The sequence below is a fragment of the Chitinophagales bacterium genome (assembly GCA_019638515.1).
Classification (GTDB): Bacteria; Bacteroidota; Bacteroidia; order Chitinophagales; family LD1; genus UBA7692.
This window is the reverse complement of sequence record JAHBTS010000008.1, coordinates 77488-92793: the sequence shown is the minus strand read 5'-3', so window position 1 is coordinate 92793 and position 15306 is coordinate 77488. Positions and strand designations below refer to the sequence as shown.

Below are 15306 nucleotides of genomic sequence, written 5' to 3'. Positions count from 1 at the left end.
CAGCTACTTAGCCCAAGTATTATATTTTAAAATACACCAAATGGCTCTAAAACCATCGCGCCAGCCAATTTTTTTGCCTTCTTCATACGTGCGTCCGTAATACGAAATGCCCACTTCGTAGATGCGCACTTTTGGGTAGCGACTCATTTTAGCAGTTACTTCGGGTTCAAACCCAAATCGTTGCTCTTTTAAATCAAGCGATTTTACCACTTCACTCCTAAAAAGTTTGTAGCATGTTTCCATATCTGTAAGATTCAAATTGGTAAACATATTGCTTAAAAATGTTAGAAACTTATTGCCTACCGTATGCCAAAAAAACAAGATTCTGTGCGGTTTTCCGCCCATAAACCGCGTACCGTAAACCACATCTGCAAAGCCATCCAGCACTGGTTTTAATAACACATTGTATTCGTTGGGGTCATACTCCAAATCGGCATCTTGTATTACAATGTATGCGCCCGATGCTGCCGCAATTCCTGTATGCAATGCTGCACCTTTCCCTTTATTTACTTCGTGCTTACAGTAGCGAATATCGAGCGCAGCATTGGCAGTTATGTAGTCTAATATTGCTTGCTCTGTGTTATCGGTAGAGCAATCGTTTACCACAATAATTTCCTTTGCAATACCACCAATAAGTACCACATTTTTCACGCTATTTAAAATATGGTGAATAGTGGTTTCTTCGTTGTATGCAGGAATTACAATGGATAGCTTCATAAAAAATTATCGAGTCCGGCAACTTTTAAATCTATGGTAATTTGCTTTATTTCCTGTTCCTTAGAGCGCTGGCAAATTAGCAATACATCTCCGGTATCTACTACGCACAAACCTTCAATACCTTGCAGCACTACTAGTTTTTGATCGTCTGCCATTATCATATTATTTTGAGCATCGTATATCTTCACATTTTTCCCTTTTACGGCATTGCCCAAATAATCTTTCTCATACACATCAAAAAGCGAATCCCAAGTACCAATATCGCTCCAGCCAAAATCGGCCGGAATGGTATAAACATTATTAGCCTTTTCCATTACGCCATAATCAATAGAAATATTGGTAACTACAGAATAGGCTTTCTCTATAAACTTTTTTTCGCTCTTAGTGCCATAAGCATCATGTGCGCCTTCAAACGCATCTATTACTTCCGGCAATAGCTTATGGAATGCCTTTAAAATGGTTTTGGCCTTCCACACAAACATGCCTGAGTTCCAAAGGAAATCGCCACTTTCAATAAATGTTTTTGCTATTTCCAACGAAGGTTTTTCAGTAAAAGTTTTTACCTTATGAAAGCCTTCATCTTCTACGGCCTCTAGGTATTGAATATAGCCGTATCCGGTTGAAGGTTTGGTAGGCTTTACACCAATAGTAACCAGCACTTCTTGCTTTGCCGTAAATGCCAAGCACTTGCGCAAAATACGCAGGTATTTATCGGTATGCACAATTAGCTGATCCGAAGGAACAATAATGACATTAGCATTCTTATCGCGTGCAATAATTTTATCGCAAGCATAAGCAATACAAGGCGCTGTATTTCTGCGTACAGGCTCTTTAATTATGTTCTCTTTTGGTAATTCAGGCAATTGCTCCACTACAGCTTTTTCATAAATATCGGCAGTTACCACATAAAAATTTTCGATAGGGCAAATAGGCAATAATCTTTCAAGCGTTAGCTGTAAAAGTGTTTTCCCTACATTTAAAATATCTAAAAATTGTTTAGGCTTAGCAGCACGGCTTTTAGGCCAAAAACGGCTGCCGATTCCGCCTGCCATAATCACAACATACGTGTGGCTCATTTTATACTTATTATCTTATTACAAACTTTTTGCGAGCGCGAAAGTATGGTTCTTTGTTTGGTATTAAAATTTTAATTTCGGCTCCCTTTTTTAAAACGCTATTTAAGAACAAAAAAGTTTAGCTTAATAAAAAAGTTTTACTATAACTTACACGGAAATAAAAACTGTGCTTATGCAAGTTGATGAACAAACACTCACGGAGGCGCTTCAGGAAAATTTTGGGTTTAACCAATTTAAGGGCAACCAAGAAAATATTATCCGATCTGTACTTGAGGGTAAAGATACCTTGGTACTGATGCCCACCGGTGGAGGCAAATCGCTTTGCTACCAGCTGCCAGCAGTAATTCAGGAAGGCGTAGCCATCATTATATCGCCACTAATTGCCCTCATGAAAAATCAGGTAGATTTGGTGCGTAACTATTCTGCCAAAGACGACATTGCCCACTTCCTTAATTCTTCACTCAATAAAACGCAAAGAACACAAGTAATAAAAGACGTACACGATGGCAAAACCAAGTTGCTTTATGTAGCCCCCGAAACACTTAACAAAGAAGAAACTATCGAAATTTTTTCTGCAGTAAAAGTGAGTTTCATTGCCGTGGACGAAGCACACTGCATTTCGGAGTGGGGACACGATTTTAGACCCGAATACCGTAAAATTAGGGAAGTAATAGAGAAGTTGGGAGACAATATTCCTATTATGGCGCTCACCGCCACAGCTACGCCAAAAGTACAAAATGACATTGTAAAAACACTCGATCTGCGAGACCCCAATATTTTCATGTCAAGTTTTAATCGCCCCAACTTGTACTATGAAATCCGCACCAAAAAGAATCCCAACCTCGCTATAAAAAACATGGTGCAGTTCATTAAACAACGTACCGGGAAAAGTGGTATTATCTATGTAATCAATAGAAAAACAGCCGATGATTTGGCCAGTGTATTACGCGTAAACGGTATAAAAGCCGATGCCTACCACGCAGGCTTAGACACCAAAAAAAGAGCAGGCATACAAGATGCCTTCCTTATGGAAGAAATTGACGTAATTGTTGCCACCATTGCATTTGGAATGGGTATAGACAAACCGGATATTCGCTATATTATTCACTACGATATTCCAAAATCGCTAGAAAACTATTACCAAGAAACCGGACGAGCAGGACGCGATGGTTTAGACGGAGAATGCATTACCTACTTTAGTTACAAAGATATTTCGAAGCTCGAAAAACTACTGCGCGACAAAACAGTAGCAGAGCGCGAAAGAGGATTGCAGTTAGTAAACGAAACAGTAGCATACATAGAAGATTCCGGTTGCCGCAGAAAATTTTTACTACACTACTTTGGCGAAGAATTTGGCGAAAACAGTTGCAACGGCATGTGCGATAACTGCCGCCATCCGAAAGAAAAAATTGAAGTACAAAAGCAAGTACAGCAAGCCATTAAAGTAATTCAAGTAGTAAAAGAAAACCACGATTTACCTTACATCGTAAAACTAATTACAGGCAAAAAAGTAAAAGAAGTTACCGACTTTAAATACGATAAACAAGACTGGTTTGGCATTGGCGCAGAATATGACGATGCCTACTGGAATGCCGTAATACGCAATGCCATGATGCGTGGACTAATAGATAAAGACATTGAGCAATACGGCATGCTCAAACTAAACAAGAAAAGTTTAGAATATCTTAAAAAACCATTCAGCATTAAGGTAAGTAAAAACCATAACTATGAAGACGATGCAACCGATATAGTTACCGAACTTTCGGGAAAACAAACTGCAGCATTAGACGATACCCTCTTTAAAATGCTAAAAGACCTGCAAGTAAAAACAGGCAAGCAGTTCAACCTTCCACCTTATGTAATTTTCCAAGAGTTTTCGCTCGAAGAAATGGCTACTCGATACCCAATAACTTTAGATGAACTTGCAACCATAAATGGCGTAAGCAAAGGCAAAGCCGAAAAATACGGCAAGCCGTTTATTGCACTCATTAGTAAATATGTAGAAGAAAACGAAATAGACCGGCCGGCAGACTTTACTGTAAAAGGAGTGGCAAGCAAAGGCGCAGAAAAAATAAAAATCATTCAAATGATTGATAAGCGCCTTAGCATCGAAGATATTGCCCGCAACATGAACATGAAAAAGAGCGAGCTAATACAAGAACTCGAAAGCATTGTAAACAGCGGCACCAAGTTAAACTTAGACTATTACTTGTTTGATGTAATGGACGAAGACTTGGTAAAAGATATTTTCGACTATTTCCGTACCGCACCAACCGACTCATTAGATGCCGCTTACAACGAATTTGAAAACGATGATGTGGACATCGAAAATATACACCTCATACGCATGAAATTCATGAGCGAATTAGCCAACTAAAAAAGAATATACTTGTACCGAAGCGAATAATGTAACATGATGAATGAATATTTAAGGGCAACAGAATTTATAGACTCCAACCACCCAAGCGTAATTGAATTTGCACAAACCAGAACCAAGGCCGGTAAGTCGGATCGCGAAAAAGCAGTAGATTTATACTATGCCGTACGCGATGAAATTTGGTATTCGCCCTACCATTTGGTTTTAGATCCCAAACAAATTTCGGCCAGCCAAACACTCGAACGAAAATCGGGATATTGCGTAGAAAAATCGCTCCTGCTGGCAGCCGTTGGAAGAGTACACGGCATACCATCGCGCCTAGGTTTCTCTATTGTTCGCAACCATATTTCCACCGAAAAATTTCGCGAACAACTGCGTACCGACAAATTTGTTTTTCACGGCTACAACGAGTTTTTAATTGATGGGAATTGGGTAAAATGCACTCCCGCATTCAACCAATCGCTCTGCCAAAAATTTAATGTACCCGCTTTAGATTTTGACGGAGTTCACCATTCTGTTTTCCAACAGTTTACCGGAGATGGAAAGCAATACATGGAATACCTGCACGAATACGGCCAATTTGCCGATTTCCCATACGATTTATTTGTGGCAGAATTAAAAGCACATTATCCTCATTTTTTTGAGCAGCAATCGTTTACGCTTGCTGAATAACAACAGCATGGTTACCCTTCATATTCAGGTAAAAGCAGGCAGTAAGCAAAACGAAATTACAACTCCCGAACCAGGCAAAATAGTTGTAAAAGTAAAAGCACCTGCTACCGAAGGCAAAGCCAACAAAGAACTCATTCAGTTTTTAAGCCAGCAACTCAAAGTTCCAAAATCCAAGATAACTATTTTAAAAGGAGCAAACGCCCCTTTTAAGACAATTGAAATAGATGCCGAACCCGGCACATTACAGCATCTTCGGTAACTTCCACACGCGTTGAAAACTCTATTTCGGTTTCAAAATTTTTGAAATGTTTTTTGATTGAAAATAACGCGCATTGGAAATTAAAAAAGTAGCAGCCATAGATATTGGCTCCAACTCTGTTCGTTTACTCATTGCTAATGTGGTAGAAAACGGCACTACTCCCCTATTTAAAAAAAGTGCACTCATTAGAGTACCCGTTCGCTTGGGCGGCACTGCATTTTCTGAACATAAAATTCCCAAAGCCACAGTAGATAGATTGGTTGAAGCCATGAAAGGGTTTAAACACCTTATGATTGCCAACGAAGTAGTACACTACAAAGGCTGCGCCACCAGCGCCATGCGCGAGGCCAAAAACGGAAAAGAAATCGTAAAGCGTATACGCGAAGAAGCCGGTATAGAAATTGGCATTATTACCGGCAACAGCGAAGCCAGTATGATATTTAACAGCCAACATGCACAAGCTGCCAAAATAGGTACCAACTGTGTATTTGTAGATGTTGGTGGCGGCAGCACAGAAATTACTATTTTTGTGAATAAAGAAGCCATAGCCGCCACATCATTCAATATCGGCACCATTAGAATTTTACAAAATCAAGTAACCCCAAAAGATTGGAAACTCCTAAAAGATTGGTTGAAAAAACAACTAAAAGGAGTTGAAAATTTTTCGATGATTGGCTCCGGTGGAAACATTAACCGCATATCGAAAATTGCACAGCTAAAATCCGGCAAAGCCATGAGTTTTGATACATTGAACGAAATAGTTCAACACATAAAATCTTTTTCCATAGACGATCGCATTAAACTCTTAGATTTAAACCCCGACCGTGCCGATGTAATTATTCCTGCCGGAGAAATTTTTCTTACACTCATGCGCTGCACCAATTCAAAAAAAATATACGTTCCAAAAATCGGTTTGAGCGATGGTATTGTAAGAGAGGTGTACACAGAGTATAAAAACAGTACAACTGCGACTAGATAACAATTTAAACTCTTAATTATGGATACTAATTCTATTAAAAGCCTCCTTACTAAAATCTTCCTATGGTTTGCGTTTATTTTAATTGTAATTGCTGTAATAGCTTACTTTATTAGCGGCTATACTTACAGCGAAGGAAACCGCAGCAGGGCTGCTCATTAAATTCCACAAAGAAGGCTATTTCTTTAAAACGTATGAAGGCGAACTTAATATTGGGGGCTTACAGCCAAGTCCCGAAACAGTTGGTGTAAATCTCATCTGGCATTTTTCTGTAAAAGATGAAGCCACAGCACAACAACTTAAAAACTGCGAAGGAAAATATGTAAGCCTACACTATCATGAAGTACTAAAAAACTTCTTTTGGCAGGGTGAAACAAACTACTTTGTAGATGGTGTAGAAATCGTGAAAAGGTAACTTCCCTTCAACCTATCTTTGCAACACAATATTCTTACAGAGGAATATTATCGTGTTTTTTACGAGGCAGCTTTACCGCTTTATTTTCCAACATTTTAAACGTGCTAATTAGTTTTTTGCGTGTAGCAGCAGGTTCAATTACTTCGTCTATAAACCCGCGTGCTGCTGCCTTGTAAGGATTAGCAAATGTTTCTTTATACTGCATTTCTACCTCTGCTAATTTGGCAACTCTATCTTCGGCAGCGGCAATCTCTTTCTTAAAAATAATTTCGGCAGCACCCTTGGCACCCATTACTGCAATTTCGGCCTGTGGCCAAGCAAAATTCATATCGGCACCTATGTGCTTGCTATTCATTACATCGTAAGCTCCACCATACGCTTTACGCACAATTACCGTAACTTTTGGCACAGTGGCTTCAGAAAAAGCAAATAGCAATTTAGCACCATTGGTAATAATTCCGTTCCACTCTTGATCGGTTCCCGGAAGAAAACCCGGCACATCTACCAATGTAAGCAATGGGATATTGAAAGCATCGCAAAAACGTACAAACCGCGCTCCTTTTTTTGATGCATTTATGTCTAACACACCAGCCAATACCGCAGGTTGGTTGGCTATAATTCCGATACTTCTACCTGCCATTCTTGCAAAGCCCACTACAATATTTTCTGCATAATCCTTATGCACTTCAAAAAATGAATCTGCATCGGCAAGTTCTGCAATTACATCGCGTATATCGTAAGGCTGCTGCGGGTTTTCTGGAATAACAGCATTTAATTTCGGCCGCACTTCATCAGATACTTCATAAGTAAGTGCCGGAGCTTCTTCTTCACAATTTTGAGGAATAAAACTCAGCAAGGTTTTTATTCCTTGAATGCAGGCAACTTCGTTGGCAAACGAAAAATGCGTAACACCACTTTTAGCGGCATGTGTATTGGCTCCGCCTAATTCTTCGCTGCTTACTTCTTCGTGTGTAACGGTTTTTACCACGTTGGGGCCTGTTACAAACATGTATGAAGTATTTTCAACCATCATAATAAAATCCGTAATTGCCGGAGAATACACAGCACCACCTGCACACGGTCCCAAAATAGCCGAAATTTGAGGCACTACGCCACTTGCAAGCGTATTCCTATAAAAAATATCGGCATAACCTCCTAAGCTTACCACTCCTTCTTGAATGCGAGCACCACCACTATCATTTAAGCCAATTACCGGAGCGCCATTGCGCATTGCCAAGTCCATTATCTTGCAAATTTTTTCGGCATGTGTTTCGCTTAATGCGCCTCCAAAAACTGTAAAGTCTTGAGAAAAAACATACACCAAACGACCATTTACAGTGCCATAACCTGTTACCACACCATCGCCCAAAAACACTTGTTTATCCATACCAAAATCGCGGGCACGATGCTCTACCAACATGCCAATTTCCTCAAAACTTCCGGCATCGAGTAATAAATCTATGCGTTCGCGGGCAGTAAGTTTTCCTTTTTTATGCTGAGCATCAATTTTATCGCTGCCTCCGCCAAGCAATGCTTGCGCTTGTTTTTGTTGAAGAATTTCTAACGGCTTCATGTTGTACTAATATTGAACAAACATAGAGCAATCGCCAAAAGAAAAAAGAGAAAAATTAGCTGCCGAAAATTATACTGTAGAAAACACCTATGAACGTATGTACGTATGGTCTATTTGCCCATCTTTTAAATGAATACAGCGATCGGCCATTTGTGCTAATTCTTGATTATGCGTAACAATAATAAAGGTTTGATTAAAAGCCTTGCGCAAATCGAAAAACAATTCGTGCAAACTTTGGGCATTGGCTGTATCTAAATTTCCCGAAGGCTCATCGGCTAAAATTACAGATGGCTTATTGATAAATGCACGTGCTACCGCCACTCTTTGCTGTTCCCCGCCAGAAAGTTCTGCTGGTTTATGCTGAAGCCGATGTGCAACATTGAGCAGTGCCAACAATTCTTTTGCACGCTCTTGTGTTTCCTTTTTATCTTTTCCTGCAATAAAAGCAGGCATACACACATTTTCTAATGCTGTAAACTCCGGCAGCAAGTGGTGAAACTGAAAAACAAAACCTAAGGCACTATTTCTAAAGGTGGCTAACTGCTTTTCACCTTGCTTAAAAATATTCTTATCGTGTAAAAACACTTCGCCTTTATCGGGTTTATCTAATGTGCCAAGAATGTGAAGCAGTGTGCTTTTTCCTGCACCCGATGCGCCTGTAAGCGAAACAATTTCGCCCTGTGCCACTTCTAGAGAAATGCCCTTTAGCACTTGCAGTGCCCCATAACTTTTTTCTATGTTGGTAGCGCGCAACATGCTTGCATTAGTCTATAAAACGTTGGGTAATTGGTGCGTAAGAATCTATTCTTCTATCGCGCAAAAACGGCCAATGTGTTCTGTAAAAATCTGTAGCCTTTAAATCTAACTCCACTACTTTATTTTCTTCTTTGTCATGCGAAGCCAAATAAAGCAAACTGCCAAACGGATTGCTCACAAAACTACCGCCCCAAAACTTCATAGCACCATTTTGCTCAAAGCCCACACGGTTTACACTTACCACATGCACACCGTTTGAAATAGCATGTGCTCGCTGCATAGTTTGCCAAGCACCGTACTGCTCGATATTGGTAGCTTCTTCTTGCGAAGTAGCCCAACCGATTGCGGTAGGATAAAACAAAATTTCGGCTCCCATGAGTGCGGTAATGCGTGCAGCCTCCGGATACCACTGATCCCAACAAATAAGCACACCTATTTTCGCAAACTTTGTTTGAAAAACTTTATAGCCTAAATCGCCCGGAGTGAAATAAAACTTCTCGTAATAAGCAGGATCGTCCGGAATATGCATTTTGCGGTACTTACCCAAATAAGCTCCATCGGCATCAATTACTGCTGTGGTGTTGTGGTATAAACCTTCGGTTCTTTTTTCAAACAGCGAAGCAATAATTACAACGTTTAATTCCTTTGCCAAAGCACACAGCGTGTTGGTAGTTTCTCCGGGAATGGCTTCTGCCAGTTTAAAATTCTCATAATCTTCTACATCGCAAAAATACAGGCTGGTAAACAGCTCTTGCAGGCATACAATTTGAGCACCTTGGGCCGCAGTTTCGCGCACACCATTTATTGCCTTTTCTACATTTGCTTTTACATCTGCAGTGCAACTCATTTGCACTAATCCAACTTTTACTTTCTTCATAACTTAAATGAAGTTGCGAAGATAGCCTTTCTGCAAAACAGTTGCCTAAAACTATCTTAACATATCGTGTTGCTTTCTATAAAACAACCAATACACATTCGGAAAAATAAGCAACGTAAGTACCGTAGCCGTAATTAAACCACCAATAATTACTATTGCCAACGGTTTTTGACTTTCGCTGCCAATGCCGGTTGAAATAGCTGCTGGCAGTAAACCTATTGCAGCCATCATAGCGGTCATTACCACGGGGCGCGTTCTATTGCGCACTCCTAACAAAATACTATCGGCTAAGCTCATCTTATTGTGCAAATTTTTGTTGAATTCTGAAATAAGAATTACACCATTCTGCACACAAATTCCAAACAGCGCAATAAATCCAACACCGGCAGAAATACCAAAATTCATACCTGTAACATGCAATGCCAAAATACCTCCAATGAGCGCAAATGGCACGTTTACCAATACCAAAGAAGCATCGCGCGCATTGCCAAAGGTAATAAAGAGCAGTATAAAAATTGCCGCCAAACTTATTGGAACTACTTGTAGTAAACGCTTGGTGGCACGTACCTGATTTTCAAACTCTCCGGTCCAAGCAATGCTGTAACCCTGAGGTAACTTAATGCCTTTGGCAACATTTGCTTGTGCCTCTTGAATAGTACTGCCGAGATCGCGCTCGCGCACCGAAAATTTTACGCCAATAAATCTTTTTCCATCTCTATAAATAAAAGCAGGCCCTGTAAGAGTTTTAATGGTAGCAATTTCTTTTAATGGAATTTTTCCTCTTCTGATACTTGGCACCATTAATAGCTCTATATCTTCTTGGCTTTTCCGGTATTCTTCTTTGTATCGTATCCGCACATCAAATTTCTTCTCGCCCTCGTATTTCTGTGTAGCCGTTTTACCACCAATTGCCATTTCTATTACGGCTTGCGCATCTGCCAATTGTACGCCATACAACGCCATTTTTTCTTTATCCATTACAATACTCATTTCCGGCTGGCCTATATTGCGCAAAATGCCTACATCTTTTATACCACGCACATGCTGTATTTGCGCTATTACTGCATTGGCATATTCATCTAACTTATCTAAATCATCGCCATATATCTTCACCGCGTTCGATGCATTTATTCCGGCAACCGCCTCTGCAACATTATCAATAATAGGTTGCGAATAATTATACACTATTCCCTGGTAGTGCTTCAGTTTTTCATCCATTTGTTCAATTAAATCGTCCACAGAAATTTTTCGTTTCCACTCTTCTTTTGGTTTTAGATTTACTTGCATTTGCACATAGTAAAATCCACTGGGATCGGTACCATCGTTACTTCTTCCTGTTTGCGACAGCACACCGTTTACTTCATCAAAACTCATTAACTCTTTACGCAAGGTATGTACCATTTTTACCGTTTCGCTTAGCGATGAACTCATAGGCAGTTTTGCTTCTACCCACAATGCGCCTTCATTGAGTTGTGGCAAAAATTCTGTGCCTAAAAATTGGGTAGAAAGCAATGTGAGTAACAAAAAAACTACAGAAATAGTAAGGCTCAAACGCTTATTTCCAAAGCACCATCCAAACGCCTTTTCAACACTATTATTTATGGCTACTACAAAAAAGTTGTGCTTTTCCTTTACGTCTTTTTTCAGCAATATAGAAACCAAAAGCGGTACCAAAGTTAGGGTATAAATAAGTGCCCCCAGTAAGGCAAAGCCAAGCGTATAAGCTAAGGGAGAAAACATCTTTCCTTCCACCTTTTGAAAAGAAAAAATGGGCAACAAGGCAGTGATAATGATGAGCTTGCTAAAAAAAACAGCTTTGCCCATTTCGCCTCCGGTGCGCTTAATTAAGCCCAACTTACTCAACTTATTAAAGCGTTCCATGCCACTCTTATGCGCCAGTGAATCGAGCGCTACAAACATGCCTTCTACCATTACAACTGCACCATCAATAATAATTCCAAAATCTACGGCACCTAGAGAAAGCAAATTGGCGCTCATGCCCATTAGCTGCAAACACATAAAAGCAAATAAAAGTGAGAGCGGAATAATGAGCGCCACTATAAATGTGGTGCGCCAATCTGCCATAAATATGAACACTATAACAGTTACCAGCACAATACCCTCTATAAGGTTGTGCATTACTGTATGCGTGCAATAAGTCATTAAGTTATCGCGGTCGTAGAAGGTTTCCATTTTTACATCTTTGGGCAAAATGGTTTCGTTTATTTCAGCAATTTTTGCCTTTACACGAGCTAATACATCGCTCGGATTTTCGCCCTTGCGCATTACTATAATTCCTTCTACAACATCATTATTTTCGTTTAAGCCAACTTGCCCAACGCGTGGAGCGCTGCTCTCGTTTACCTCTGCCAAGTTGCGAACCAAAATGGGGTTATCGTTAAAATCATCTACAATAATATTCTCAATATCTTCTTTAGATGAAAGTAGTCCAAGACCGCGCACTACATAGGCTTGTCCATTTTTCTCGATTATATCTCCTCCTACATTCAAATTGCTTTTGCTCACAGCTTCAAACACCTCCAATGGTGTAATACCATACTTCTGAAGTTTATAGGGATCTACTTGTATTTCATAAATTTTTTCTTGCCCTCCAAATGCCACCACATCCGCCACACCAGGCACTTGCCTAAGCTGCCTATCTATCACCCAGTTTTGCAGTGTAAGCAATTCGCGCGTGTCGCGATCGGAACTTTTAAGTACATAGCGAAAAATTTCTCCGGTGGGGCCGTAAGGCGGCTGCACATCTGGATCTACACCATCGGGCAGCATAACATTCCGCAATTGATTATTCACCTGCTGGCGGGCAAAAAAATCTTCTACGCCATCTTCGAATATTATCTTTATTACGCTCAGTCCAAACATGGTTACGCTGCGTACGTTTACTTTGCGCTGCACAGCATTCATGCTTACTTCTATGGGCACTGTAACAAAGCGCTCCACTTCCTCTGCGCTGCGCCCATTCCACTCCGTTACAATAATTATTTGTGTATTGGTAACATCTGGAAATGCCTCTATGGGCATTTTGGTGAAACTCACTATACCAATTATTACTAATACCCCCACCATAAAGAAGGTGAAGAATCTATTCTTGAGCGAAAAGCCAACTATATTTCTAATAAACCGATTCATACTATTACTACTTTAATTGCCATTAAGAAAATGTACTTGCACTAATCGTTGAGTGCATCGTAAATAAGCAGTTGGTTTTGAGAAATTATTTTTTCACCTTCCGATAAGCCGGATGCTATGTAGGCAATATCTCCCACCTGCCTAAACACCTCTACCTGCCGTGTTTCTATATGCTTTCGGTCTTTAAAAATCATTACAAAATTTTTGCTTTTATCAAACACCAAAGCAGCAGCAGGAACAGCAATCATGCTTGTATTCTCTTCGTACCTAAGTGTAACATAACAGTTCATTTCCGGCTTAAGGAGGTAGTCTTTATTTGCCATTTTAATGCGCGCTTTCATGGAGCGCGTTTCCGGATCAAGCACATTAAAAATCCTATCTACTTTACCTACAAAAACTTTATCGGGATAACTAATTGTTTTTACATCGGCTTCGTAACCCAGCTTAATTTTAGCTATATCGCTTTCGTTTACATTAGCTACTGCCCACACCTCGTCTATTTGAGCAATGTCAAAAATGTTTTCGCTGCGATCGTTACGTAACTGCATATCGCGATTAATGCTTTTCTCCACTACAAAACCGCTAATGGGCGCTTTTACATAATACTCCGCATTATTTGAAAGGCTATAAATGGAGAACACTTCAGTAATGCGCTTTAGTTCTGCCTGTGCTTTCTCTAATTCTTTTTGAGCTGCTATTACATCCTTTTCTGAAGTGAGTTTGCTATTAAACAAATCTCTTGCTACCTGCAAATTTTTCTCTGCTAATAACACATCACTTTGTGCTGAAAGCTTTTCGCGTTCATATTCTGCCACTTCTCCACTTCTAATAATGGCAAGGGTTTGCCCCTTTTCTACGTAATCGCCCAACTCCACATTCACCGCTGTTACATAACCGCCAACCACCGGCACTATTTCAACCAACTTGTTGTTGTCGGCCTTTATTTTTCCAAACATTTTAAGTTCGTTGCGCAGCTTTACAGTATGTGCAGTAGCAAAACGTGTTCTTTCTAACATGGTATCAGAAAGTTCAAACTGCTGTTCTGTTGCGGGTTTAGGCGTTTTCCCGCAAGCGCTTATCATTACTATTATGCTACTAATTATTGCAATTGGCAGTTGTGCCATTAGTTTACATCTATTACTTTTCATACGGTTACTCATTAGTTTTATGGATTAAAAATTTCTTTGCCAACGGCTGCATTCAAATCTTCGTAAGCGGCAATCCGTGCTTTGTAAAGTTTATTTAGCTCACTTTGCGAATTATTATATGACTCCAAGAAGTCTGCAAATTCGATGAGTGAAATATTCCGCTTTTGAAAATTGGCAATTACACCACTATTCAATGCTTCAAATGCAGGAGAATAGGTTTTGTCTATTGTTTGATATTCTTCTTCTACACGCTTTACCTTTTCATACGCTGCCTTTACTTCGGCTTTAAGTGCCTGCTCTGTATGTTGCAAAAGTGCCTGAGTGGCATTCACGCCAATTTTAGCTGCTTTTATATTGCCTTGATTTACATTCCAAAACGGCAAATTCATGCCTAATGTTAGCCCCACATAGTTTTTAAAAGCACTTCCTTGCTGATCGTACACACCTCCAACAGATAAATCCGGAACGGCAAGACTCTTCTGCCATTTTAAATTGGTTTCTGCACTTTGCATTTTACTTTTTTCAATACTGAAATCGGGGCGATTGGCAAATGCATCGCTTACCAATTGCTCCACAGAAAGCACGGCATTTTTATACCTTCCGGTAAAGCCGGAATCTACCATTGGCACCACAAAGCTTTCAGTATCTAAAAGCACTTGCAGGTTCCCCTGAGCATCAATTATGCTCTTGAGCAGTTCTGTTTTTTGATTATTTAATTCGTAGTAAATTGCTTTAAGACGCACTACTTCTTTTAGCGATATATTACCTTTTTGAACTTGCTCTTCGTAGGCAGAAATTATATCTTTCAGCAAACCAAGTTGTGTATTAAATTTCTTCATGGTTTGCCCATCGTAGTAGAGCGAATAAAAATTTTTACGAAGTTGGAGCTTTAGGCTTCGCAGTAAATCTTGCAATTCAAATACCGCCACATTTTTATTTTGGCGAGCCAACTCAACTTCCCATTTTTTCTTTCCACCTATGTAAAAAACTTGCTCTAGCGAAAATATTTTTTGCCCGTTCCTGCCAACATCAAATGCTCGATTAGCATCGGCATTGTAAGCATTCAATTCTGCACTAAATCGGGGGTTTTCCCATAGCTTAGCTTGGGCTATCAATGCTTGCTGAGCATCTACATTATATTGCCCGGCAAGTACCAATAAATTAGTTTTTAAGAAGCGGCTTTCAGCATCGGCAAGCGTTACTTTCAACGTATCCTGCGCATAATTGCTTATAGTAAACAAGCATACCGAAGCCACTAAAAAAAGTGTCTTCATTCCATAAAATTTTAATAGAAAAACTGCGAATCCCAC

The 15306-nt window shown here is 39.9% G+C and carries 13 protein-coding genes; 5 read left to right on the top strand and 8 right to left on the bottom strand.

The genetic code is table 11. The features are described 5' to 3' along the window. Positions 1–3: 3 nt before the first annotated feature. Together KF872_12035 and KF872_12030 are read right to left on the bottom strand one after the other, a co-directional pair. Positions 4–717, bottom strand: a complete 714-nt coding sequence (locus KF872_12035; GenBank protein ID MBX2904268.1) for a glycosyltransferase family 2 protein — start codon at positions 715–717, stop codon at positions 4–6. Further along, positions 714–1793 (bottom strand): NTP transferase domain-containing protein, encoded by a 1080-nt coding sequence (locus tag KF872_12030; GenBank protein MBX2904267.1) that lies wholly within the window; start codon positions 1791–1793, stop codon positions 714–716. The genes KF872_12035 and KF872_12030 overlap by 4 nt, the downstream gene beginning before the upstream one ends. 172 nt (positions 1794–1965) lie before the next feature. Between KF872_12030 and recQ the strand changes: the two genes are divergently transcribed. From recQ to KF872_12005, 5 genes are all read left to right on the top strand, one after another. After that, positions 1966–4170 (top strand): DNA helicase RecQ, encoded by a 2205-nt coding sequence (gene recQ / locus KF872_12025; GenBank protein MBX2904266.1) that lies wholly within the window; start codon positions 1966–1968, stop codon positions 4168–4170. Between the two features lie 36 nt (positions 4171–4206). Further along, positions 4207–4842: a transglutaminase family protein gene (locus KF872_12020; GenBank protein ID MBX2904265.1), complete on the top strand. Its 636-nt coding sequence runs from the start codon at positions 4207–4209 to the stop codon at positions 4840–4842. Positions 4843–4849: 7 nt separating this feature from the next. Further along, entirely contained in the window at positions 4850–5101 is a 252-nt protein-coding gene (locus KF872_12015; GenBank protein MBX2904264.1) for a DUF167 domain-containing protein, read from the top strand. A gap of 73 nt (positions 5102–5174) precedes the next feature. Beyond that, on the top strand, positions 5175–6080 hold the full coding sequence (locus tag KF872_12010) for an ethanolamine ammonia-lyase reactivating factor EutA (protein MBX2904263.1): 906 nt from the start codon (positions 5175–5177) through the stop codon (positions 6078–6080). Between the two features lie 18 nt (positions 6081–6098). Beyond that, positions 6099–6239 carry a hypothetical protein gene (locus tag KF872_12005; GenBank protein ID MBX2904262.1) on the top strand — a complete coding sequence of 47 codons (141 nt, stop codon included), beginning with the start codon at positions 6099–6101 and terminating at the stop codon, positions 6237–6239. Between the two features lie 287 nt (positions 6240–6526). Here the strand turns inward: KF872_12005 and KF872_12000 are convergent, their stop codons facing one another. The 6 genes from KF872_12000 to KF872_11975 all read right to left on the bottom strand — a co-directional run bounded on the left by KF872_12000 (position 6527) and on the right by KF872_11975 (position 15270). Continuing rightward, entirely contained in the window at positions 6527–8065 is a 1539-nt protein-coding gene (locus KF872_12000; protein ID MBX2904261.1) for an acyl-CoA carboxylase subunit beta, read from the bottom strand. An 87-nt stretch (positions 8066–8152) separates the two neighbouring features. Beyond that, positions 8153–8821: an ABC transporter ATP-binding protein gene (locus KF872_11995; GenBank protein MBX2904260.1), complete on the bottom strand. Its 669-nt coding sequence runs from the start codon at positions 8819–8821 to the stop codon at positions 8153–8155. A gap of 7 nt (positions 8822–8828) precedes the next feature. Further along, the gene (locus KF872_11990; protein MBX2904259.1) at positions 8829–9698 is read right to left on the bottom strand and encodes a carbon-nitrogen hydrolase; all 870 of its coding nucleotides are present in this window, start codon (positions 9696–9698) and stop codon (positions 8829–8831) included. A gap of 51 nt (positions 9699–9749) precedes the next feature. Then, on the bottom strand, positions 9750–12848 hold the full coding sequence (locus KF872_11985) for an efflux RND transporter permease subunit (protein MBX2904258.1): 3099 nt from the start codon (positions 12846–12848) through the stop codon (positions 9750–9752). A 41-nt stretch (positions 12849–12889) separates the two neighbouring features. Beyond that, positions 12890–13996, bottom strand: a complete 1107-nt coding sequence (locus tag KF872_11980; protein ID MBX2904257.1) for an efflux RND transporter periplasmic adaptor subunit — start codon at positions 13994–13996, stop codon at positions 12890–12892. Positions 13997–14013: 17 nt separating this feature from the next. After that, the gene (locus KF872_11975) at positions 14014–15270 is read right to left on the bottom strand and encodes a TolC family protein (protein MBX2904256.1); all 1257 of its coding nucleotides are present in this window, start codon (positions 15268–15270) and stop codon (positions 14014–14016) included. Between the last annotated feature and the right edge of the window lie 36 nt (positions 15271–15306).